General features: G+C 72.7%; 22 protein-coding genes and 1 pseudogene. 14 read left to right on the top strand and 9 right to left on the bottom strand.

Going from position 1 to position 21,503, the window contains the following annotated elements; all coding sequences use genetic code 11:
- Positions 1–569 (bottom strand): LysE family translocator (locus tag CCN42_RS25445; RefSeq protein WP_107427644.1); only part of this gene is annotated, 569 nt, incomplete at its 3' end.
- Positions 570–651: 82 nt separating this feature from the next.
- Here CCN42_RS25445 and CCN42_RS25450 point away from each other — a divergent pair.
- Entirely contained in the window at positions 652–1,101 is a 450-nt protein-coding gene (locus tag CCN42_RS25450; protein ID WP_086739110.1) for an Lrp/AsnC family transcriptional regulator, read from the top strand.
- A gap of 108 nt (positions 1,102–1,209) precedes the next feature.
- On the opposite strand, the gene CCN42_RS25455 is transcribed toward CCN42_RS25450, so the two are convergent.
- A complete protein-coding gene (locus CCN42_RS25455) occupies positions 1,210–1,845 on the bottom strand; it encodes a TetR family transcriptional regulator (RefSeq protein ID WP_086739112.1) in 636 nt (211 codons plus the stop codon).
- A gap of 135 nt (positions 1,846–1,980) precedes the next feature.
- Here CCN42_RS25455 and kbpA point away from each other — a divergent pair, with 135 nt between their 5' ends.
- The 3 genes from kbpA (at position 1,981) to CCN42_RS25470 (ending at position 6,068) form a co-directional block, all read left to right on the top strand.
- Positions 1,981–2,715 carry an AfsK-binding protein KbpA gene (kbpA, locus tag CCN42_RS25460; RefSeq protein ID WP_086739114.1) on the top strand — a complete coding sequence of 245 codons (735 nt, stop codon included), beginning with the start codon at positions 1,981–1,983 and terminating at the stop codon, positions 2,713–2,715.
- Between the two features lie 210 nt (positions 2,716–2,925).
- Positions 2,926–5,316 carry a protein serine/threonine kinase AfsK gene (gene afsK, locus CCN42_RS25465; protein ID WP_086739116.1) on the top strand — a complete coding sequence of 797 codons (2,391 nt, stop codon included), beginning with the start codon at positions 2,926–2,928 and terminating at the stop codon, positions 5,314–5,316.
- Positions 5,317–5,510: 194 nt separating this feature from the next.
- Positions 5,511–6,068 (top strand): hypothetical protein, encoded by a 558-nt coding sequence (locus CCN42_RS25470; RefSeq protein WP_086739118.1) that lies wholly within the window; start codon positions 5,511–5,513, stop codon positions 6,066–6,068.
- Between the two features lie 67 nt (positions 6,069–6,135).
- Here CCN42_RS25470 and CCN42_RS25475 read toward each other — a convergent pair whose 3' ends face one another.
- The 3 genes from CCN42_RS25475 to CCN42_RS25485 all read right to left on the bottom strand — a co-directional run bounded on the left by CCN42_RS25475 (position 6,136) and on the right by CCN42_RS25485 (position 10,159).
- The gene (locus CCN42_RS25475; RefSeq protein WP_086739120.1) at positions 6,136–6,342 is read right to left on the bottom strand and encodes a hypothetical protein; all 207 of its coding nucleotides are present in this window, start codon (positions 6,340–6,342) and stop codon (positions 6,136–6,138) included.
- Between the two features lie 222 nt (positions 6,343–6,564).
- Complete coding sequence (gene afsR, locus CCN42_RS25480) at positions 6,565–9,510, bottom strand: SARP-family global regulator AfsR (RefSeq protein ID WP_086739122.1); 2,946 nt, start codon at positions 9,508–9,510, stop codon at positions 6,565–6,567.
- A gap of 247 nt (positions 9,511–9,757) precedes the next feature.
- On the bottom strand, positions 9,758–10,159 hold the full coding sequence (locus CCN42_RS25485; protein ID WP_086739124.1) for a nitroreductase family deazaflavin-dependent oxidoreductase: 402 nt from the start codon (positions 10,157–10,159) through the stop codon (positions 9,758–9,760).
- Positions 10,160–10,369: 210 nt separating this feature from the next.
- On the opposite strand from CCN42_RS25485, the gene CCN42_RS25490 reads away from it, so the two are divergent.
- From CCN42_RS25490 to CCN42_RS25520, 7 genes are all read left to right on the top strand, one after another.
- Positions 10,370–10,744, top strand: a complete 375-nt coding sequence (locus CCN42_RS25490) for a hypothetical protein (RefSeq protein ID WP_086739126.1) — start codon at positions 10,370–10,372, stop codon at positions 10,742–10,744.
- A gap of 40 nt (positions 10,745–10,784) precedes the next feature.
- Entirely contained in the window at positions 10,785–12,368 is a 1,584-nt protein-coding gene (locus CCN42_RS25495; protein WP_086739128.1) for a cysteine peptidase family C39 domain-containing protein, read from the top strand.
- Positions 12,355–12,843: a protease inhibitor I42 family protein gene (locus CCN42_RS25500; RefSeq protein WP_086739130.1), complete on the top strand. Its 489-nt coding sequence runs from the start codon at positions 12,355–12,357 to the stop codon at positions 12,841–12,843. Before CCN42_RS25495 ends, CCN42_RS25500 begins: the two co-directional genes overlap by 14 nt.
- A gap of 3 nt (positions 12,844–12,846) precedes the next feature.
- The gene (locus CCN42_RS25505) at positions 12,847–13,230 is read left to right on the top strand and encodes a hypothetical protein (RefSeq protein ID WP_086739132.1); all 384 of its coding nucleotides are present in this window, start codon (positions 12,847–12,849) and stop codon (positions 13,228–13,230) included.
- Between the two features lie 78 nt (positions 13,231–13,308).
- Positions 13,309–14,184, top strand: coding sequence for an LLM class F420-dependent oxidoreductase (locus CCN42_RS25510; protein ID WP_086739134.1), 876 nt, complete (start codon positions 13,309–13,311; stop codon positions 14,182–14,184).
- 24 nt (positions 14,185–14,208) lie between these two features.
- Entirely contained in the window at positions 14,209–16,794 is a 2,586-nt protein-coding gene (locus CCN42_RS25515; RefSeq protein ID WP_086739135.1) for a bifunctional FO biosynthesis protein CofGH, read from the top strand.
- A gap of 94 nt (positions 16,795–16,888) precedes the next feature.
- A complete protein-coding gene (locus CCN42_RS25520; protein ID WP_086739137.1) occupies positions 16,889–17,461 on the top strand; it encodes a hypothetical protein in 573 nt (190 codons plus the stop codon).
- Between the two features lie 12 nt (positions 17,462–17,473).
- Here the strand turns inward: CCN42_RS25520 and CCN42_RS25525 are convergent, their stop codons facing one another.
- Positions 17,474–17,905 (bottom strand): DUF2000 domain-containing protein, encoded by a 432-nt coding sequence (locus CCN42_RS25525; protein ID WP_086739139.1) that lies wholly within the window; start codon positions 17,903–17,905, stop codon positions 17,474–17,476.
- Positions 17,906–17,955: 50 nt separating this feature from the next.
- Here CCN42_RS25525 and CCN42_RS25530 point away from each other — a divergent pair, with 50 nt between their 5' ends.
- Positions 17,956–18,771: a helix-turn-helix transcriptional regulator gene (locus CCN42_RS25530; RefSeq protein WP_086739141.1), complete on the top strand. Its 816-nt coding sequence runs from the start codon at positions 17,956–17,958 to the stop codon at positions 18,769–18,771.
- Here CCN42_RS25530 and CCN42_RS25535 read toward each other — a convergent pair.
- The 3 genes from CCN42_RS25535 to CCN42_RS25545 form a co-directional block, all read right to left on the bottom strand.
- On the bottom strand, positions 18,732–19,241 hold the full coding sequence (locus CCN42_RS25535; RefSeq protein ID WP_086171190.1) for a DUF2165 domain-containing protein: 510 nt from the start codon (positions 19,239–19,241) through the stop codon (positions 18,732–18,734). The two genes, CCN42_RS25530 and CCN42_RS25535, sit on opposite strands and share 40 nt — an antisense overlap.
- 108 nt (positions 19,242–19,349) lie before the next feature.
- The gene (locus tag CCN42_RS25540) at positions 19,350–19,535 is read right to left on the bottom strand and encodes a DUF397 domain-containing protein (protein ID WP_086739142.1); all 186 of its coding nucleotides are present in this window, start codon (positions 19,533–19,535) and stop codon (positions 19,350–19,352) included.
- Complete coding sequence (locus CCN42_RS25545) at positions 19,532–20,344, bottom strand: helix-turn-helix domain-containing protein (protein WP_086739144.1); 813 nt, start codon at positions 20,342–20,344, stop codon at positions 19,532–19,534. The genes CCN42_RS25540 and CCN42_RS25545 overlap by 4 nt, the downstream gene beginning before the upstream one ends.
- 113 nt (positions 20,345–20,457) lie before the next feature.
- Here CCN42_RS25545 and CCN42_RS25550 point away from each other — a divergent pair, with 113 nt between their 5' ends.
- Together CCN42_RS25550 and CCN42_RS25555 are read left to right on the top strand one after the other, a co-directional pair.
- Entirely contained in the window at positions 20,458–20,859 is a 402-nt protein-coding gene (locus CCN42_RS25550; RefSeq protein ID WP_245877450.1) for an ATP-binding protein, read from the top strand.
- Between the two features lie 226 nt (positions 20,860–21,085).
- Positions 21,086–21,503, top strand: a pseudogene (locus tag CCN42_RS25555) (helix-turn-helix domain-containing protein); the annotation flags it as partial.

Genomic DNA, 21,503 nt, shown 5'->3' on the forward strand with positions numbered 1-21,503 from the left:
TCGGCCTGCTGGCCCGCGCGGGCGGCGGCCGGGCGGGCGCCGAGGACCGCGCGGGCCAGCAGGCCGACCGTGAGGTAGACGGCGGCGCAGCACGCCATGTGGAGCAGGCCGAGCGCGGTGGTCTGCACGGGTACGGGCAGGTGGGCGCCCTCCAGGGTGAGGAACTGGGGCAGCACCGACAGGTACAGCAGCAGGCCCTTGGGGTTGAGGCCGCTGATCGTCGCGCCGCGCAGGAAGACGCGGCGGCGGCCGGCCGTGACCGCCTCCCCTCCGTCCCCGGCGCCCGGTGTGCCCGGCCGCCGCAGTACGCCCCAGCCCAGCCACACCAGGTACGCCGCTCCCGCCACGGTCAGCGCGGTGAGGACGGCCGGTGATCCGGCGACCAGCACCGCGAGCCCGGCCGCCGCGAGGACGGTGTGCAGGGCGTAGCCGGTGACGAGTCCCGCGACCGCGGGGACGGGCGAGCGGTCGCGCAGTCCGGCGGAGATCGCGTACGCCCAGTCGGCGCCCGGTACGCAGACCAGCAGCAGGTCCAGGGCGAGGAAAGAAAGCAGCGTTCCCGAGTCCATGGAGGGGACATTAGGCGGGAAAGGGCCGAAAGTGTTTCCGTTCTTTTCTCGTCTACTCGTACAGTGGGGCAAGATTTGTCGTATGGACGACGTGGACCGAAAAATCCTTGCCGAGCTCCAGCAGGACGGGCGGCTGACCGTGACCGAGCTGGCCGGGCGGGTGCGGCTCAGCGTCTCGCCGTGCCACCGGCGGCTGCGGGAGCTGGAGCGGTCGGGCGCGATCAGCGGGTACCGGGCCGTCGTGGACCCGGCCGCGGTCGGGCTGACCTTCGAGGCGCTGGTCTTCGTCTCCATGCGGCAGGAGGACCGGGAGACGGTCGCCGGGTTCGAGCGGGCGCTGAGCGAGGTGCCGGAGGTGGTGGAGGCGCAGCGGCTGTTCGGTGAGCCGGACTATCTGCTGCGGGTGGTGGCCGCGGATCTCGCCGCCTACCAGCGGCTGTACGACGACCGGCTGGCCACGTTGCCGGGGGTGCAGCGGCTGACGTCCACGCTGGTGATGAAGCATGTGGTCAGGGACCGGCCGCTGCCCTAGGGGGTGTCGGGGCTTCTTCGTGTGGCGGCCCGGGGGCCGTTCCCGGTCGATCGCGCAGTTCCCCGCGCCCCTCTCGGGGCGCCTGACAGGACGTGGGGAAGGGCGCGGTTACTTGGCGGGCTTCTTGCCGGTGACGGCGAGGTGGACCAACAGGGCGAGGTGCGGCTTGAGTTCGGCCTGCTTGACGCCCCAGGAGGAGAAGCCCTTCTGGTGGGAGGCCGCCGCCGCGAGCATCACGACGACCGATCCGGCGATCGCGGCCGGATTGAGGTCCTTGTCGACCTTGCCCTTGGCCTGCAACTCGGCGACCGCGTCCGCGAGGGAGCCGTTCACCGAGTTGAGGATCTTCATGCGGAGCTTGTAGAAGCGCTTGTCGCCCTCGGCCGCGCCGAGATCGACGACGCGCAGGATGGCGTCGTTCTTGCGCCAGAACTCCAGGAAGCCGTCCACGAGTTCCTGCGCGGTCTGCCAGCCCGCCTTGCCGACCCAGCTGCATCCCTCGACGGTTCCGGTCAACCCGGCGCCCTCGGCGGCCACTTGGTCGGCGATCTCCAGGACGGCGCCTTCGACGTCCGGGAAGTACTGGTAGAAGGTCGCGGGCGAAGTGCCCGCCTTCCGGGCGACATCGATGACCTTGACGTCCCGGTAGGGAGAGGAGCTGAGCATCTCGCTGAGGCAGTCGAGCAGTTTCTGCCGCGTCGCCTGCCCACGCCGGCCGGCCACGCGGCCGTCGACGGTACGCACTTGTCCTGTCATGCCGTCAGCTTACCGACGGGTGATCTGAGCGCGATTTGGCCGACTGCAAATGGGGTGCACGGGGGCTCGGAGCGTGGTGTGCCTGGTGAGCGGGGTGTGGGAGCCGCCGCTACTTTTGACTGCATGGCCGAAAACAGGGCATCTGCTCACCAAGAGGGATACACGGAGGGCGTCCCGTGCTGGGTCGACGCTCAGCTCGCCGACGTCGCGGCGGGCAAGCGGTTCTACGGTGAGCTCTTCGGGTGGACCTTCGAGGAGTCGTACGGCGGCAGCGTCTGGGCGCGCTCCGAGGGCGAGCCGGTCGCAGCGCTCGCGCAGAAGGGGGACGGGCGGCTGCCCACCGTCTGGACGGTGTACTTCGCCACCCCGGACGCCGAGGCCCTGGCCCGGCGGATCCTGAATGCCGGCGGGCAGGTGGTGACCGCGCCGGTGCCGGTCGGCGAGCTGGGGATCGCGGCGCTCGCCACCGATCCGGAGGGTGCCGTCTTCGGCCTGTGGCAGCCGCGCGCGCACCCGGGCTTCGGCCGCCGCCACGAGCCCGGCACGTTCGGCTGGGCGGAGCTGTACGCCCGGGACACCGCCGCCGCGAACACCTTCTACGGCGGCCTCTTCCACGACGCCCTGTTCGGCCCGGACGCCGAGCCCGATTTCGGCCGTGCCCCGCTCACCGACGTCTTCCCCGCCCAGATGCCGCCGCACTTCCTGGTCCACTTCCGGGTGGCGGACTGCGAGGCCGCGCTCGCGGAGGTGACCCGGCTGGGCGGCCGGGTGCAGGCGGGCCCCTTCGAGGCGTCGTACGGCACGGTGGGCGTCGTCAGCGACGATCAGGGGGCGTCGTTCGCGGTGCTCCAGCACTGATCAGCCGCTGGTCAGGTGCTGATGAGGGGCTGGTCAGAGGCCTGTTTGCGGCATATAAGGTGAGACACCCCGTTTCTCACCGGGTTCGCAACGAGGGCCCCGGCCAGGAAGAATCAGGGTGCGTGCCGCCATGGCGGTGCGGTGGTGAGACGCTGCACGGGGTCGCGTACATATGTGGTGGCGCGGCTCGTACGGGGAGGTGGCAGGCAAGTGGTGGATCAGCTGACGCAGCACGATCCGCGGCGGATCGGGCCGTTCGAGGTGCTGGGACGGCTGGGGGCCGGCGGCATGGGGCTGGTCTATCTCGCGCGCTCGGCGTCCGGCCGGCGCGTGGCGATCAAGACGGTCCGCACCGAGCTGGCCGAGGACCAGCTCTTCCGGGTCCGCTTCACCCGTGAGGTGGAGGCGGCCCGCGCGGTCTCCGGGTTCTACACGGCAGCCGTGGTGGACGCCGATCCGCGCGCCGCGGTGCCGTGGCTGGCCACCGCGTATGTGCCCGCGCCCTCCCTCGAGGAGATAGTGAACGACTGCGGTCCGCTGCCCGCGCAGGCGGTGCGCTGGCTGGCGGCGGGCGTGGCGGAGGCGCTGCAGTCGATCCACGGCGCCGGGCTGGTGCACCGGGATCTGAAGCCCTCCAACGTGCTGGTCGTGGAGGACGGCCCGCGGGTGATCGACTTCGGCATCGCGTCCGGCGTTTCGAACACTCGTTTGACGATGACCAACGTCGCGGTCGGCACCCCCGCCTACATGTCGCCCGAGCAGGCGAAGGACTCCCGCAGCGTCACGGGCGCCTCCGACGTCTTCTCCCTCGGCTCCACCCTCGTCTTCGCCGCCACCGGACACCCGCCCTTCCACGGGGCGAACCCCGTCGAGACGGTCTTCATGCTGCTGCGCGAGGGCCCCGACCTCGAAGGCCTCCCCGACGAGCTGCGCCCGCTGATCGAGTCCTGCATGCAGATGGACCCGGCGGCCCGCCCCACCCCCGCTGACCTCCAGGCCCAGCTCGCCCCACACCTGTTCGGCTCCGGCTCCGACGACAGCGGTACGGCCTCGGCGTGGCTGCCCGAGAAGGCGGTCGCGCTCATCGAGACCCGCCGCGGCGGACGCCCCGCGGCCAGGCCCGCCCACACCGGGCACGCGGCCGGGCGCAGCGCCGGGCACGGCGGCCACTCCGCCGTACCGCCGCCGCCGTCCCACGACCCCGTGGTCCCGGCCCCGGTCGGCGCGCCCCCCGGGCCGGCCGGCTCGCCGACCGGCTCCCCGGACGGCGGCCCCGTCCGGCTGGCCGGTGCCATCGTGCCCATCGGGCCGGGTCCGCGCGTCGCCGACGCCCGGGCCGCCGCCGTCAAGGCGCCGCCGCCGGAGGCCGGGCTCGCCGCCTCCTGGTCCAAGCCGCGCCCCGGGGTGGGCGGCGCCGATCCGGCCGTGACCGCGCCCCCGGCGCCCGCGGTTCCGCCGGAGCCGTCGCAGACCGGCTGGCGGCCCTGGCGTTTCCGCATGTCGAACGATGTCTGGGGCACCCCGGCCGTCGACGGCGACCTGGTCTACGTCACCTCCTTCGAGGTGCACGCGCTGGACGTGGGCACCGGCCGCCGCCGCTTCAAGACGCGGGACGTCGCCTGGTCGATGGCGGTCGCGGACGGCCGTATCCACGCCTCCGACGGGCCCACCCTGTTCGCTCTGGACGCGCGCGAGGGCGCCGATCTGTGGCGGCTGTCGACGGACGCCTGGGTGTACTCGCTGAAGGCCGACCGGGGCACCGTCGTCACCGGCACCCGCGGTGGCGGCGTGCAGGCCTGGGAGGCCGCGAACGGCCGCAAGCTGTGGGAGATCACCGGCTGCCAGACCGACTTCGAGTCCCCGGAGGCGGGACCGGCGCTGCACGACGGCACGGTGTACGTCTGGCAGGACGCCCGGCTGCGCGCCCTGGACGCCCGGACCGGTGACGAGCGCTGGTCGTACCCGATCGGCGACGCGGCCTCCTGCGGCGGCGTGCCCGTCCGGGTGGCGCCCGCCGCCGACGGCTACGTCTACCTCTCCGCGGGCACCCGTGTCCTCGCCGTCGACGTGGCGAGCGGCCACGTCCGCTGGCACTTCGAGGCCCCGGCGGTCTTCCTCTCGCCGCCCGCCTTCGCGCCCGGCCCGGCGGTCACCGGCGGCGGTGTCTACCTCGCCGACTACCTCGGCACGGTCTACGCCCTCGACGCCACCGACGGCCGCGACCGCTGGCGCATCGCCACCGAGGCGCGGGCGTCCGTGGAGCCCGTCCTGGTCGCCGCGGGCCATGTCCACGTGGGCAGCGGCACCGGCCTGTACACCCTGGACGCGGTCACCGGCACCCCGAAGTGGCGGTTCCAGGCGGGTGGCGACATCGTCGGCTCCCCGGCGGTGGCGGAGGGGCGCATCCACTTCGGCTCCACGGACCACCTGCTGTACACGCTGAAGGCCGACGACGGCCGGCTGCGCTGGAAGCTGGCCACCGGCGGCGAGATCACCGGCTCCCCGGTGGTCAAGGACGGGATCGTCTACGCGTGCAGCAAGGACCGCTGCGTCTACGCGCTGGACGCCGAGAAGGGAACGGGCACGGCACGCACCGCGTGAGGCCGTGCCCGGCCGGGTGCCGGGGACGGCCGTCGTGCGGGCTCGGAAGGGGTTCCGGACGGCGGCCGTCGCTCTCGGTGAGCGGGTGGAGACTCCTTCACCGCTCTCCCGCCGACGCTACGCCCGGCGAGCGGAGGACGCCAGACGAGCCGCGCTAGTGCGACGCGTGCATGTCAATAACGTCTGTGACGAGTATGAACAACACGGGGGTACGCACCAACATGAAGCGTCGCCATGTCCGCGCCGTCGCCGTCGTCGTCGGCGTGGTCGTCGCCCTGACCGGCGCCCGCCACTCCAGCGGCGGCGGCTGCGGCAGCTCCGGCTCCGCCGGCCCGTCGACCGGCTCCGGCGGCAGCACGAGCGGCAGCCACTACGACGACGATGACGACCACGGCTCCTCCGCGGGAGCCGCCTCCGGCGGCGACGAGACCGCCGGCACCGGCCGCGCGGGCTCCGCCGACGCGTCCCGGGAGGTGCGGATCGTCCGCTGCGCGTACGACGCGACCCGCGGCATCGTCGCCCGGGTCAGGGCCGCCAACCCCAGCGCGAGCCTCACCTACACCTACGCGTTCACCGTCACCTTCAAGGACTCCGACGGCAGCGTGGTGCGCACCAGCGACTCCACCATCCCGTACGTCTCCGCCGGCACCACCGAGACCCTCGACGTGACCGCCCCCCACACCCCCGCGGACGGCGGCGACGGCAGGGGGAGCCGCTGCGAACTGGACGACGTGACGCGGACGGCGGTGTAGCGCCACGCACATCGGCCGCGACGGCTCCCCCTCCGCGCCGCCGCGGCCGATCCCCCGTGCGTGAGCCTCAGTTGACGGGCTCGTCCGTGGCGTGGATGTTCCCGTTGGTGGTGGCACCGGTGCTGTCCGCGTTGAGCGGCTTGAGCGGCTCGCTGGTGGCGTGGATGTTGCCGAGCGTGGTGACGGGCTCGCCGGTGGCGTGGATGTTCCCGTTGGTGGTGTCGCCGGCCGGCTCGTCGGTCGCGTGGATGTTCTCGGTGCTGTTCTCGCTCATGTGACTGCTCCCCTGCAGTGTTCCGCGTTCGTGGGACGGGAGCCGCCCGGCAATCCCCCCGCGGACTGCCGGGCGGGCCCCCGTCGGGCCGGTACACCATAGAGGTCCGGCCCCCGGCCGATGCGTGCGCCCCCCCAGGCGACGGCTCGACAGGATCGAGACTGCCGGACGGGGATAAACGAACGATGAACGCCGCTGCCGGGGCGTGGCGCGGGCCGCGGCTCAGGCGAGTGCCGCCGGCGCCAGCAGGCCCCTGACCTCGGCCGCCTCGGGCGCGTCGAGCGTCTCGAAGATCTGCAGCGCCTCCCGCCAGCAGACCTGCCCGCGGTCCCGCTGCCCCACGGCGTTCAGTGCGTGGCCCAGCACGACGAGGACGTTGCCGCGCCGCCATTCGCCGCCGATGCCGCGCAGCACGGTGAGCGCCATCTCGGCGTTCGCGGCGGCCTGCGCCGCCCGGCCGCCCGCGAGGTCCGCCTCGGCGAGCCGGAACAGGGACATGCCCTCCCACAGCCGCTGGCGGCTGTCCCGGAACACGGTCAGGGCCTCCGTGAGCCTGGCGGTCGCCTCCGGCAGCAGGCCGCTCTGGGTGAGGGCGAGCCCGAGCGCGTAGCGGCCGTTGGCGCCCTTCAGCGCGTGGCCCATCGCGTCGTACATCCCGGTGCCCTGCCGGGCGAGGGACACCGCGCTGCCGGTGCGTCCCGTGGCGAGGTGGATGCGGGAGAGGTTGCACAGGGCGCTGGCCTCCCCGGGGCGGTCCTGGCAGGCGCGGAAGCCCTCGATGGCGCTGGTGAGATGGGCCTCGCCGTCGGCGTACCGGTTCTGGTAGAGCGCGATCACGCCCCGCGTGTTGGCCGCCCAGCAACCGGTCAGCGGGTCGTCCCCGGCGCTCAGTTCGGCGGCCTGCTCGGCGGCCTGGTTGGCGACGTCGAAGCGGCCGGTGATGTGGTGGACGTAGGCCACCATGACCAGGGCCCGCGCCTGCGCGCGCGGGTCGCCGGCGTCCCGCGCGGCCTCCCGGAGCGCCGAGGCGACGCCCTCGTACTCCTTGGAGTTGGAACCGGACTCGGCCAGGTCGACCGACGCCCACAGCGTGTCGACGGCACGCCGCAGGAACCCGGGCCGTGTGGACTGGCGTACGCACGCGAGCAGGGACACCGCCTCCGCGTACAGCCAGTCCCGCGCCGCGCGCCGGTTCTCGAAGCTCAGCCCCGGGTGGTCGGTGGGCTCCAGATGGTCCACCAGCCGGTCGCCGGGCCGCTCGATCGCGTAGACGCCCGCCGCCGTCGCCAGATAGAAGTCCAGCAGCCGTGACAGCGCCGCCTGCCGCTCGCTCGGCGGTTCCTCGTCGCGTTCGGCGCACGCACGCGCGTAGAGGCGGACCAGGTCGTGGAAGCGGTAGCGGCCGGGAGCGGCCGATTCCAGGAGGGAGGTGTCGACGAGGGACTCCAGCAGGTCCTCCGTCTCCTCCGCCGGGAGGTCGAGGACCGCCGCTGCCGCCGCCAGGGAGATGTCCGGGCCGTCGGCGAGGCCGAGGAGGCGGAAGGCGCGGGCCTGGGCCGGTTCGAGCTGCCCGTAGCCGAGTTCGAAGGTGGCCTTGACGGCGAGGTCGCCGGCCTGGAGCTCGTCGAGGCGGCGGCGTTCGTCGGCGAGTTTGGCGGCGAGGACGGAGACCGTCCAGGTGCGGCGGGCCGCGAGGCGGGAGGCGGCGATGCGGATGGCGAGGGGCAGGAAGCCGCAGGCGGCCACCACGTCGAGGGCGGCCTCCCGCTCGGAGCTCACCCGCTCCTCGCCGACGATCTTCGTGAAGAGGGCCAGTGCCTCGTCCGGCGACATGACGTCCAGGTCGACGAGGTGGGCCCCGGCGAGGTCGACCATGCGCACCCGGGAGGTGACGAGCGCCGCGCAGCCGGAGGTGCCGGGCAGCAGGGGGCGTACCTGCGCCGCGTCCTTGGCGTTGTCGAGGAGGATCAGCACGCGGCGCCCGTCGAGGACGGAGCGGTACAGCGCCGAGCGTTCCTCCAGGGAGTCGGGGATGGCGGAGTCCGCCGTGCCGAGGGCGCGCAGGAAGGAGCCGAGGACCGTCTCGGGTTCCGCGGCGCGCGGCCCGGTGCCCTGGAGGTCGACGTAGAGCTGGCCGTCGGGGAAGGCGGGGCGGGCCCGGTGGGCGACGTGGACGGCGAGGGTGGTCTTGCCGACGCCGCCGATGCCGGCGAGTGCCGACACGGCCATCACCCCGGTCTCGGAGGCGGCCAGGACGTCGCTCAGCTCGGAGACGAAGCAGGCGCGGCCGGTGAAGTCGGGGACGGTGGCGGGCAGCTGGGCCGGCCGGACGGGGACCGCGACGGGTTCGGCGGCCGGCGCGGAGGGTTCGGCGAGGCCGGGGTCCGCGCGGAGGATGCGCTGCTGGAGTTCGCGCAGGCCGGGGCGGGGGTCGACGCCGAGCTCGTCGGCGAGGAGGCGGCGGGTGTCGGCGTAGACGGCGAGGGCTTCGGCCTGGCGTCCGCTGCGGTACAGCGCGAGCATCAGCAGTTCGCGCAGGCGCTCGCGCAGCGGGTGCGCGGCGGTGAGGGCGGTCAGTTCGGAGACCGCCTCCGCGTGGCAGCCCTGTTCGAGGTCCATGTCGAGGCGGGACTCCAGGAGCTGGAGCCGCCATTCCTCCAGGCGGACGCGCTGGGCCTCGGCGTAGGGGCCGGGGACGCCGGCCAGGGTCTCGCCGTCCCAGAGGGCGAGGGCCTGGTCGAGGACGTCACGGGCCTGGCACAGGTCTCCGGCCGCCTTGGCCTTCTCGGCCCGCGCGGCGAGGTCCTGCGCGGCGTTGAGGTCGAGCGCGCCCTCGCCGAGGCCGCGGACGGCGTAGCCGCCGGACTCGCTGACGAGGACGCCCGCGTCCAGTGCCTTGCGCAGCCGGGAGGCGTAGGTGCGGACCGCGGCGAGGGCCTGGGAGGGCGGGTCCTCGCCCCACAGCGCGTCGATCAGCTCGGCGGCCGTCGCCGTGCGGCCCTCGCGCAGCAGCAGGGCGGCCAGCAGGGCGCGTTGCTGGGGTGATCCGGTGTTCAGCGGTTCGTCGCCGCGCCAGGCGCGTACCGGCCCGAGCACGCCGAAGCGCAGCGCCGCCGGTTCCACCGGGTCCGGACGCCTCTGCGCCGGCACTCGCGGTACCCCGTCCATCGCCGTCCCCCTAGACATCCTGAACAACCCTGTCAGTTTGCCTTGTTCATGGCGGATGCGTCAGCCGCGGGAGATGCCGATCACAGCTCGATCCAGGTGGACCGGCAGCCGGTTCACGGCTCCCTCACGACCTCTTCGCACCACCGTCGGTTTGATGGGCCGTCAGAGCGTTTTGCAAGCACACTTGTTGGCCCCTCCGTGCGCGGCGAGGCGTGGTGCACCGTGTGGGCCGGGTGGCCGAGCGCCGTCAGCCGTCCGTCAGGTCCACCCGTATCGTCAGCAGGTCCGTCCCCAGCGCCCGGACGGCCGCGCTGTTGTAGCGGGGCAGGGTGCGCAGGCGGGCCACCGGGTCGTCGTCGGGCAGGAGATGGGCCGTACCGGAGTACCAGCGGCCCCCGATGCGGACCCGGACCCGGGGATCGGCCTGGATGTTGCGGACGTACTGCGAGCGCTCCCCGAACTCCGAGACCAGCCAGAACGAGTCGCCGACGCGCCGGCCGCCCAGCGGGGTGCGCCGGGGCAGCCCGGAGACGCGGCCGGTGGTCTCCAGGAGGGTGTGGGACGGCAGCCGGCGCGTGAGCGGGTTGGCGACGTACCGCTGGAAGGCGGTCGTCAGACGGAAACGGAGATCGCTGGACGGCCGGGACATGGTCCGTGGGGCTCCTTCACGCGAGACGCTGTCGGCCTCCATGGTCGCCGATGATCCCCGTCAGGGGGTGTGAACTCGCCCTCACCGCACGCCCGGTGGCCGGCCGGTGTGCGTGCCGTGTGCGAGGAGTGTGATCCGGCCATGGAGGGGCGTCACCGGCGTGCTAGCCTCCCCGCGGTCTTGATCGACACAGTCATACGGGGGAAGTCGATGGCCTCTTCGGACGGCTACCAGCTCAAGAAGTCCGGCATGTCCGGGCAGGCGAACGAGCTGGACGGCGCGGGCGACGACACGGGGAAGATCCGCACGGCGATCGCGCCCGGCGTCTGCTACGCCTCGGACGCGCTGGGCGGCACCGACGCCGCCGCGGCCGTCAACCGGTTCATCGCCGCCTGGGGCGCGGAGGCCCGCACGCTGGAGGCGGCCCTGCACGAACTGGCGGGCAAGGTGCGGCTCGCCAAGGGCGCGTACGGCGGCAGCGACGGCCTGGTCCGCACCGCGGCGAGCAACGTCACCGTGGCCGACGGCGAGCTGACCACCATGCCCGCCTTCGCCGAGCGCCCCTCGGCCCTGACGAGCTACTGAGCACCGTACGACGACCGGGACGACAGGGCGGAAACAGGCGATGACGGGATTCATGGGGCCCGTGGACTCCCCGGCCGGGCGGCGCGCGTGGCTCGCCGGACTGTGCGAGGACATACCCAAGGCCGAGAGCAAGAACGACCTGCTCGACATGATCGACAGCGCGCTCTCCGTGTCCGAACCGGAGGGCAGTCCGGCGACGCTGGAATCGCTGAGCAAGCGCTACCGCGACCAGGTCGACAACGCGGGCGGCGTCCACGACCGCGTGCAGCGGGTGGCCGGAAAGGGTCTGCCCGACATCTGGGTCGGCGACACCAGCGTGCTCGCCTCCGACGCGGTCTTCGCCGCCGGACGTGCCGTGCTCCAGATGGCCGAGGCCTTCCAGGGCGGCGCGAACGCGCTGCTACGGCTCGCCGACGCGCTCGGCGAGGCGCAGCGGCAGGACGCCGAGGGGCGCGGCCGGATGGGACAGGCCAAGAGCACCCTCGGCGGGCGGGACGGATTCTTCGACAACCTCCACGAGGACGACGAGGAGGAGTGGGACCGGCTGACCGCCCGCGCCTACGCCTCCGACGGCATCAACCTGATGCACCAGGCGGCCGTCACCGCCGAGGACGCCGTCCGGGTCGCCGTCCGCGACCTGAACAAGTGGGCGGCCGAGGCGCGCGCCGGGAAGATGAACACCGGCGAACTGACCGCCGTCGACAAGCTGATGCTCGCCGACACCGGCGCCGCGAACGCCCCCACCGAACTGAACGAGATCCTCAGCTCCAGCGACCTGGAGCGCGCCGGCCGCCGCATGGACCAGCTGAGCAACGCCGACGCGGCGGCGATGGAGCGGATGCTGTCGCGGGCGGGCAGCGCGGAGGAGCGCGCCTACCTGATGAAGGCCCTGGCCGCGGGCCACGGCGTCAAGGAGATCGAGACCTTCCAGGGCAAGATCAACGGCAAGGACCCGGAGTGGCTGCGCCGCCACCTGACCCCGGTGGTCACCGCCGAGGACAGCATGGACGACGAGGGCCTCGCCGAGGACGGCTCCAACAACAACAAGGACTCCGTCCTCTTCCACGACCAGGCGTGGATCCAGGGCGGCGACGGCTCCGAGGGCACCTGTGTGGCCTCCTCCACCGTCAACGCCCGCGCCATGCTCGACCCGATCTACGCCCTCGACCTCACCGGCGGCCCCAGCGGGCAGGAGGACGACCCCAAGGCGTTCCGGGAGCGGCTGGTCGCCGAGCAGCACCGGCTGCACGAGGAGGGCGACGGCGGCGACGACTGGACCGGCATGGGGCAGGAGGGCCAGGAACGCATCGCCGACTCCACCCTCGGCAGCGCCACCGGTGACGACTACCGCCGCCACGACCTCGACAACGACGACGAGCGCCGGGCCGTCCTCGACGACGTCCAGCGGGCGGTCGCCGAGGGCCGGCCGGTCCCGGTCGACGTCTCGGGCGACGAGGGCGCCCACGCGATGATGATCATCGGCCAGGAGGGTGACATGCTCCAGATCTACAACCCCTGGGGCACCACGACCTGGGTCAGCGAGGACGACTTCGTCAACGGCAACATGGGCAAGGCTTCCAACAGTGAACTCAACAACGCGTACCAGGTCTATGTCCCCGAGTAGGGCGTTCGGGGGCGCGGCGTCCCGCACCGGGGCGGCGGTGGGCGCGGCGGCGGCCCTGCTGTTCCTGTCCGCCTGCGGGCCGGGCGGCGACGAGCCCACCAGCCATCCCACGGACGACCGCACCATCACCGCCTCGGTGGGGGAGCGGTTCACCCTCACCGTCGAGGAGAACGCCTCCACCCGCTCGCACTGGTACCTGGTCGACCCCGAGCCGGACGCCTCGGTGGTCCGCGCCGAGGGGGAGGAGAGCGAGTCGGCGTCGGACTCCGGCGGCGAGGTCGTGCCGGGCGCGGGCAGCCGTCTCACCTTCACCTTCGAGGCGACCGGCGAGGGCAGCACCGAGATCGTGCTCCTGCACTGCACCTTCAACAGCACCTGCGACACCGGCGACGGCAGCCCGGCCCCGACCCCGACGACGGGCGGCGCCGCGCCGACCGAGCCGGAGCGGGTCACCTACAAGGTCACGGTGGGCTGAGGCGTGGACACCACCTCGCGCACCGAGGACGAACTGGCCGGCCTCGACATCGCCGCCCTCCTCCGCTACGGCGTCACCGCCCCGCAGGGCCCGATGCGCACGTCCCTCTTCGGCGACGGCGCGGTGGGCGCGGCGGTCCTCCTCGCCCGCCTGGGCACCGAGCCGCGCTCGGTGGCGTTCCTCGCGGAGACGGTCCGGGCGGGCGGTCTCGCGCACGCGCTGACCCTGCCCGAGCCGCTGCCCCGGCCCGAGGCGGCGGACCTCGTCCGTGACTGGCTGGAAGCCGCCGCGTCCCTCGCGGGCGGCGTCCGGGCGGACGACACCGCCGCCCGCTGGCTCCGCGCGGTCGCGTCGATCGTCGAGCTGCGTCAGTCGGTCCGCCGCTGAGCCGGCGGACCCCGGGACCGAGGCGGTGACCGACCAGTCGGTATGGACAGATGGCTCGCGCCCCGGTAGAGATGGGTCATGCGCATCGCCGTCACCATCTTCCTCACCGACGAGACGATCACCCCGACCCGGCTCGCACGCGAGCTGGAGGAGCGGGGCTTCGCCGGGCTCTACCTGCCCGAGCACACCCACATCCCCGTCGAACGGACCACCCCCTACCCGGCGGGCGGCGAGCTGCCCCGCGAGTACGGCCGCACCCTCGACCCGTTCGTCGCCCTCGGCCAGGCGGCCGCCGTCACCCGGACACTGGGCCTCGGCACCGGCATCACGCTCGTCGCCCAGCACGACCCGATCGACCTGGCCAAGCAGATCGCGACCGTCGACCACGTCTCCGGCGGCCGGTTCACCCTCGGCCTCGGCTTCGGCTGGAACGTCGAGGAGGCCGCCGACCACGGCGTGCGCTGGCGCACCCGCCGGGACCTCGTCCGGGACCGGATGGCCCTCATGCGCGCCCTGTGGGCGGAGGAACCGACGGCGTACGAGGGCGAGTTCGGATCCGTCCGCGCCAGCCACGCCCACCCCAAGCCGGTGCAGAAGCCACGCGGCCCGGTCGTCGGACCGCGCACCCTGATCGGCGGCGCCGCCGGACCCAAACTCTTCGCCCACATCTGCGAGTACGCCGACGGCTGGCTGCCCATCGGCGGGCGCGGCCTGTCCACGACCCTGCCCGCGCTGCGCAGCGCCTGGGCCGACGCCGGCCGCGACCCGGCCGCCCTCCAGGTCGTCCCGTACGCCGTCCATCCCACCCCGGGCAAACTCGCCCACTACGCCGAACTCGGCATCGAGGAAGTCGTCCTCCAGCTCCCGCCCGCCGGGGAGGCCGAGGTGCTGCGCACCCTGGACGCGCTCGCGCCGTACGTCGACGAGGAGTCCGGTGACCCGGACAAGTCCTGATCAGCGCGATCGTATGCTCGGAGGATGACGACTTCCGCGACCTCCGGAACGGGCCCCACCGAGAACTCCATGCGTCGCGCCCTCAAACGCGCCCGGGACGGCGTCGCCCTCGATGTCCCGGAGGCGGCGGTGCTGCTCCAGGCCCGCGGCGAGCACCTCGACGACCTCGCCGCCTCCGCCGCCCGCGTCCGCGACGCGGGCCTGGCGGCGGCGGGCCGCCCCGGCGTCATCACCTACTCCAAGAGCGTCTTCGTCCCCCTCACCCGGCTGTGCCGGGACAAGTGCCACTACTGCACCTTCGTCACCGTCCCCGGCAAGCTGCGCCGCGCCGGGCACGGGATGTTCATGTCCCCCGACGAGGTCCTGGACATCGCCCGCAAGGGCGCCGCCCTCGGCTGCAAGGAAGCCCTCATCACCCTCGGCGACAAGCCCGAGGACCGCTGGCCCGAGGCCCGCGAATGGCTGGACGCGCACGGCTACGACGACACCATCGCCTACGTCCGCGCGATCTCCATCCGCATCCTGGAGGAGACGGGCCTGCTCCCGCACCTCAACCCGGGCGTCATGAGCTGGACCGACTTCCAGCGGCTGAAGCCCGTGGCGCCGTCGATGGGCATGATGCTGGAGACGACGGCGACCCGCCTGTGGTCCGAGCCCGGCGGCCCCCACCACGGCTCCCCGGACAAGGAACCGGCCGTCCGCCTGCGCGTCCTGGAGGACGCGGGCCGCTCCTCGGTCCCCTTCACCTCCGGGCTCCTCATCGGCATCGGCGAGACCTACGAGGAGCGCGCGGAGTCCCTGTTCGCGCTGCGGAAGGTGTCCCGGGCCTACCACGGCATCCAGGAACTGATCATCCAGAACTTCCGCGCCAAGCCCGACACCGCGATGCGGGGCATGCCGGACGCCGAACTCGACGAACTCGTCGCCACGGTCGCCGTCGCCCGCCACATCATGGGCCCCAGCGCCTGCCTCCAGGCCCCGCCCAACCTCGTCGACGACGAGTACGAGCGGCTGATCGGCGCGGGCATCGACGACTGGGGCGGGGTGTCCCCGCTCACCATCGACCACGTCAACCCCGAACGGCCCTGGCCGCAGATCGAGCGCCTGGCCGAGCGGTCCCGGGCCGCGGGCTTCGAACTGCGCGAACGCCTCTGCGTCTACCCGGAGTTCGTCCGCCGCGGCGAACCCTGGCTGGACCCGCGGCTGCTCCCGCACGTCCGCGCGCTGGCGGACCCGGACACCGGCCTGGCCCGCGAGGACGCCGTCGTGGAGGGCCACCCCTGGCAGGAACCCGACGAGGTCTTCACCGCCACCGGCCGCACCGACCTGCACACCGCCATCGACACCGAGGGCCGCACCGCCGACCGCCGCGAGGACTTCGACGAGGTCTACGGCGACTGGGGCGCCCTGCGCGAGGCGGCGGCCCCCGGCATGGCCCCCGAGCGCATCGACACGGACGTACGCCAGGCGCTGCGCGTCGCGGCCGACGACCCCACCCGGCTCACCGACGCCGAGGCACTCGCCCTGCTCCACGCGGACGGCCCGGCGCTGGACGCCCTCTGCCGGGTCGCCGACGACGTCCGCAGGTCGGCGGTCGGCGACGACGTGACGTACATCGTCACCAGGAACATCAACTTCACCAACGTCTGCTACACCGGCTGCCGCTTCTGCGCCTTCGCCCAGCGCCGCACCGACGCCGACGCCTACACCCTCTCCCTCGACCAGGTCGCCGACCGCGCCCAGCAGGCCTGGGACGTGGGCGCGGTCGAGGTCTGCATGCAGGGCGGCATCCACCCGGACCTGCCGGGCACGGCCTACTTCGACATCGCGAGGGCCGTCAAGGAACGGGTCCCCGGCATGCACGTCCACGCCTTCTCCCCGATGGAGGTGGTGAACGGCGCGACCCGCACCGGCCTGTCGATCCGCGAGTGGCTGACCGCCGCGAAGGAGGCGGGCCTGGACTCCCTCCCCGGCACCGCCGCGGAGATCCTCGACGACGAGGTCCGCTGGATCCTCACCAAGGGCAAGCTGCCGACGGCGACCTGGATCGAAGTGATCACCACGGCCCACGAACTGGGCCTGCGCTCCTCCTCGACCATGATGTACGGCCACGTCGACCAGCCCCGCCACTGGCTCGGCCACTTCCGCACCCTGGCCGGCATCCAGCAACGCACCGGCGGCTTCACCGAGTTCGTCACCCTCCCCTTCATCCACACCAACGCGCCCGTCTACCTGGCGGGCATCGCGCGCCCCGGCCCCACCCTGCGCGACAACCGCGCCGTGACGGCCATGGCCCGCCTGCTCCTCCACCCCTGGATCCCCAACATCCAGACCAGCTGGGTGAAGCTGGGCACGGAAGGCGCGGCGGAAATGCTCCGCTCCGGCGCCAACGACCTCGGCGGCACCCTCATGGAGGAGACCATCTCCCGCATGGCGGGCTCCTCCTACGGCTCCTACAAGTCGGTCAAGGACCTCGTCGCGGTCGCGGAGGCCGCGGGCCGCCCGGCCAAGCCGCGCACCACCCTCTACGGCGAGGTCCCCGAGGAGCGCCGCCGCACGGCCGAGGCCTCCGACGGCCACCTGCCCCAGCTGCTGCCGGTGCTGGACTGAGAGCGGGCGGCGGGCAGACCGTTCACGGCCCCGCAGTAGGATGATCCGACCCTCGGTGTCGCCCGGCGCCGGGGCCGGATTGCTGAGGAGATGCGTGCCCGTGCCTGCCCGCCGGCTTCCCTCGTGGGCCTGGGTGACCGGTCTGACCACCGGGGCGATAGCGGTGGTCGCCGTCCTCGCGGTCCAGGCCACCGACGGCACCCGCCCGGTCGCCGCGGCGACCACCCCGACACCCTCGTCGGCGACGGCGACCGCCACACCCAGGCCGACGGCGACGGCCCCCACCGCCGTACCCGACGACTCCGGCACCGGCCGCCGTATCGTCTACTCCCTCTCCCAGAACCGGGTCTGGCTGATCGACGCCAGCGACAGCCCCCGCCGCACCTTCACGGTCTGGCCGGGCACCGTCGACCCCGACCCGGGCACCTACACGGTGGGCACCCGGTCCGAGCCCGTCACCACCGGCTCGGACGGCGTCCGCATCGAGCACATCGTCTACTTCGCGGCGAAGTCCGGCGTGAACATCGCCTTCTCCCACGCGGTCGACGGCGCCTCCCCGCCCCCGGCCTCCGGTGCCCAGACCGGTGGCATCCGCACGAAGCGGGCCGACGGCGAGGCCCTGTGGGTATTCGCCACGAGTGGGACGACGGTCACGGTCGTCAAGTGACCCCGCCGCGGCTCACGGGTGCATCCGGGCGCCCTTGAGCACCTTGTCGACCGCGTTGCGCGGCCCGTACACGGCGAGGCCCACCAGATCCAGGTGATCACCGGGAACGGCCCGTACGGCGGCCCGGTTGTCGCGGTCGTTGCCGGTGGCGAAGAGATCGGACGTGAACACGGCTCGCGGCAGCGCACGCGCCACGGCCCGCCCGTGCGCGGCGGTCAGCACCTCCTTCGCCCCCTCCAGCACCAGCACCGGCTGCCGGAACATCGGCAGGTACGGGGTGCCGTCGGCATCGGCGTACGCCTCCCCGATCACCTCCGGGACCTCGGTGCCGAGCCCGCTGACCAGGAAGGCGGTCACGTTCAGCCGCTGCCAGGGGGCGAGGTCGTCCCGCAGCAGGACGGCGATCTTGGTGTCGAAACGTACAGGCGTGCTCTCGGTGGTCATGTTCCCGAGCCTGCCGCCCGCGCCACCCGGCCGTCTTGTACGTTCCTTGCATGGTCCGCGGCCCGGAGGTCACCGCGTGGCGCCCGCACGTACCCGGCGTCACGGAGGTCTTCCACGCCCACTTCACCGAGCACGCCTACCCCATGCACGTCCACGACGTGTGGACCCTGCTGATCGTCGACGACGGCGCCGTGCGCTACGACCTCGACCGCCGAGAGCACGGCACCCCGCACGACACGGTCACCCTGCTGCCGCCGCAGGTCCCGCACAACGGCGAACCCGCCACCGCGCACGGCTTCCGCAAACGCGTCCTCTACCTGGACCGCACCCACCTGGACGAGACCTTCATCGGCCCGGCGGTCGACGCCCCCGACATGGCCGACCCGCTCCTGCGCCACCGCGTCGCCCAACTCCACGCGGCGCTGGCGCACCCGGGCGACGAACTGGAGGCCGAGAGCCGCCTGACCCTGATCACCGACCGTCTGCGCGCCACCCTCCGCCCCCGCATCAAGACGCCCGTGACACCGCCGGCGCGGGGTGTCGCCCACGACCTCCGCGACATCCTGGACGAACGCCTCCGCCCCGGAGTGACCCTGGACGAGGCGGCGCGGCTGGTCCACGCCCACCCCGCCCACCTCATCCGCTCCTTCAGTTCGGCGTTCGGCATCGCGCCCCACCAGTACCTGACGGCCCGCCGAATCGACCGCGCCCGGCGCCTGCTGCTGGCCGGCCGCCGCCCGGCGGAGGTGGCGACCGAGGTCGGCTTCCACGACCAGGCCCATCTGACCCGCCACTTCAGACGACTGGTGGGCACGACCCCGGGCCGCTACGCGGCCGGTTCCCGCCCCGTCGCCCCCGGCAGGTGATTGACGACGAGCACGACCCCGCTGAGCAGGAAGATCCGGGTGGCGGCGTCCAGCCCGTTCCAGTCCCCGGACTGCCACATGGCGAACCACTCGCCGCCGATTCCGATGAACCCGACCCCGAACAGCAGCATCACCATGAGCAGCCCGTAGGTGGAGAACCGCCGCCCCCGCCCGTGCTCCCCCCGAGCCCAGAACCAGGTCCCGCCGATCAGCACGAGCGCGGCAAGGGTCTCCCAGACGATGATCGCGACGTAGGCGGCGTTCTGAAGCCCTTCACTGGTGATCGCCCGCCACATCAGATCCTCGTCCTTGAACGTCGTATCCATGGCGAGGACGTGCTGCACGAACGCCTGGTTGGTCCCGAAGTCCGTGATGTTCCCGAAGGCCACCAAGGCCATGTAGAGAGCGACGGTCCCGGTCAGCAGCGTGGCGGCGAGCGAAAGGGCGCCGCGCGAGGTTGTGGTGGACATGGCGCCCATCTTGCCGCGCGGAACGCCGCGATCCGTAGCGATTGAGCCACCCGGCACCCTCCGCCTGGAGCCAGGGCGCCTCCGGCCCTCCCGTGGGCCTCTTCGGCGTTACTCGCAGAAGCCGGACAGGAAGGCGGCCCACGCCTGCGGAGTCAGGGCGAGCTGGGGGCCGGAGGTGTCCTTGGAGTCGCGTACGTGGACGGTCGTGCGGGTCGGGGCGACGGCGACCTCGATGCAGTCCGGGCCCTCGTTGCTGCTGTAGCTGCTCTTGAACCACTCGAGCGTGGTGGTCATGTCTCTTCCCCCAGCACTTTCTCGATGAAGGCCAGTGACTCCCGGGGCGTGAGAGCCTGGGATCGGATGATCCCATAGCGCAGTTCGAGCGGCTGCACCCGCTTCGGATCACTGATCAGGCGGTTGTCCGTCTGACCTTCCTCGTGGGCCACCGTCATGCCGTCCTGAAGTTTGAGCAGGCGAATGGGGCCGCCCATACCCGCGTGATCTTCAAGCTCGGTGGGCATCACCTGGATCTCGACGTGCCTCAACGAGCCGATCTCCAGCAGGTGTTCGAGTTGCTGTCGTAACACCATTCTGCCGCCGATGGGGCGCCGAAGGGTCACCTCTTCCTGGACGAATGTGAGGGTCGGACGCGGTGCTCGCTCGAAGACGTCTTGACGAGCCAAACGAGCGCTGACATTCCGCTCGATCTCGTCCACCGTGTACGCGGGGCGCCGCATCGCGAACAGAGCCCTCGTGTAGTCGGCGGTTTGCAGCAGTCCGTGCACGTAGTGGTTGGCGTACGCCCCCAACTCCACCGCCTCCCCCTCCAACTTCGCCAAGTCCCGAACCTTCTTCGGATACCGGGCCCGCTCCACGTCCTCCTTCATGGAAGCGAGCTTCCCGCCCGCCCCCAGCACCTCGTCCGCCTTGTCCAGGAACTCCGGCTTCGGGATCCGCCGCCCCCGCTCCACGGAGGACACCATCTCCTCGCCGTACCCGATGGCGGCGGCCAACTCGGCCTGCTTCAGACCCGCCTGGTCCCGCCACGCCCTGATCTGCCGGCCGACGACCCTGAGCACGGCCTCGGCCTCTTCGTCCTCCACGTCTTCCCCTCCTGGCGTACCAGCCGTACGGCGCCCCCACGCGCCCGTACAGTCACTGTCTGTGCCTGTGCAGTCACTGGTCAGCGTAGGGAAGCGCGGCCACGCTGGGTGACGTGAACCACGAATTCGCCGTGCAGCTCTCCGCTACCAGAAGGGGCGCCCGCCTCGCCCGACTCCTCACGGAACGCCAACTCCACGACTGGGGCGAGCCGTACGAGGACGCGGCGCAGGTGGTGGCGGAGCTGGCCTCCAACGCCGTGCTCCACGGCCGGGTCCCGGGCCGGGACTTCCGCCTGCGTCTGCGGCTCCGTCCCGACCGCACCCTCCGTATCGAGCTGACCGACGCCCGGGGTGACCGGATCCCGCGTGTCCCGGACCCGGTGGACGACACCCCGGAGTCCGGCAGGGGGCTGCGCATCGTGACGGCGTACGCGGCCTGCTGGGGCGTGGAGGAGGCGCCGCCCAGCGCCAAGACCGTGTGGGCTGAAATGGCACCGCGTCGCGGCCGGACGTGACCCGGTGACGCCCGACGCCAAAGACCAAGAACCGGGGGAAAGAACCGAACCCTCCCCTGCCGTCCCCGTCGATCACTCCCCGGAGTGAATATGCCCAACTGAACTGGCGCGGGCCGCCCTTGGTGGTGCAGCGTCAGTCACGACGACTCCAGACATGCATCGGCCCTCGCCGGGACTGCCATCCCAGTGCGAGGGCCTGATCACCAAGGAAGAAAGCCCCTTCCCGATGACTGAGCAGCACCCTAACGCGCATGCGCGCGCTACGTCCGGCCGTTACTCGTCCGGAGTACAGCACGTCAACGAACCCCACCACGACAACTTCACCGTGGTCGGGAATCACCTCGCCCAGCACCCCGAGCTGTCGCTGACGGCGATCGGCCTGGCGACGCACATCCAGTCACTGCCCGCCGGGACCACGATCGGCATCAAGACGCTGGCGGCGAAGTTCCCCGAGGGGGAGATCCGGATCGCGGCGGCGCTGCGCGAGCTGGAGGAGCACGGGTACCTCGCACGCCTCAAGGAGCGTCTTCAATCGGGCCGAGTCGTGACCCGGACGGTCTCGTACAACAGGCCCCGCCCGGCGGTGACGGCCGCGGCGGATCCGGCCCCGGCTCCCGCTGCCCCTGAGCGCAAGCCCGCCGCCC

The sequence above is a fragment of the Streptomyces glaucescens genome, assembly GCF_002154375.1.
Classification (GTDB): domain Bacteria; phylum Actinomycetota; class Actinomycetes; order Streptomycetales; family Streptomycetaceae; genus Streptomyces; species Streptomyces glaucescens.

Bases quoted from the DNA above. Each gene is read 5' to 3' on its own strand.
- CCN42_RS25485 (WP_086739124.1), bottom strand. From the start codon at position 10,159: ATGTCCCGGCCGTCCAGCGATCTCCGTTTCCGTCTGACGACCGCCTTC.
- CCN42_RS25475 (WP_086739120.1), bottom strand. From the start codon at position 6,342: ATGAGCGAGAACAGCACCGAGAACATCCACGCGACCGACGAGCCGGCC.
- CCN42_RS25450 (WP_086739110.1), top strand. From the start codon at position 652: ATGGACGACGTGGACCGAAAAATCCTTGCCGAGCTCCAGCAGGACGGG.
- CCN42_RS25510 (WP_086739134.1), top strand. From the start codon at position 13,309: ATGCGCATCGCCGTCACCATCTTCCTCACCGACGAGACGATCACCCCG.
- CCN42_RS25530 (WP_086739141.1), top strand. From the start codon at position 17,956: ATGGTCCGCGGCCCGGAGGTCACCGCGTGGCGCCCGCACGTACCCGGC.
- CCN42_RS25500 (WP_086739130.1), top strand. From the start codon at position 12,355: ATGTCCCCGAGTAGGGCGTTCGGGGGCGCGGCGTCCCGCACCGGGGCG.
- CCN42_RS25515 (WP_086739135.1), top strand. From the start codon at position 14,209: ATGACGACTTCCGCGACCTCCGGAACGGGCCCCACCGAGAACTCCATG.
- CCN42_RS25540 (WP_086739142.1), bottom strand. From the start codon at position 19,535: ATGACCACCACGCTCGAGTGGTTCAAGAGCAGCTACAGCAGCAACGAG.
- CCN42_RS25535 (WP_086171190.1), bottom strand. From the start codon at position 19,241: ATGTCCACCACAACCTCGCGCGGCGCCCTTTCGCTCGCCGCCACGCTG.
- CCN42_RS25495 (WP_086739128.1), top strand. From the start codon at position 10,785: ATGACGGGATTCATGGGGCCCGTGGACTCCCCGGCCGGGCGGCGCGCG.
- kbpA (WP_086739114.1), top strand. From the start codon at position 1,981: ATGGCCGAAAACAGGGCATCTGCTCACCAAGAGGGATACACGGAGGGC.
- CCN42_RS25470 (WP_086739118.1), top strand. From the start codon at position 5,511: ATGAACAACACGGGGGTACGCACCAACATGAAGCGTCGCCATGTCCGC.
- CCN42_RS25525 (WP_086739139.1), bottom strand. From the start codon at position 17,905: ATGACCACCGAGAGCACGCCTGTACGTTTCGACACCAAGATCGCCGTC.
- afsR (WP_086739122.1), bottom strand. From the start codon at position 9,510: ATGGACGGGGTACCGCGAGTGCCGGCGCAGAGGCGTCCGGACCCGGTG.
- CCN42_RS25490 (WP_086739126.1), top strand. From the start codon at position 10,370: ATGGCCTCTTCGGACGGCTACCAGCTCAAGAAGTCCGGCATGTCCGGG.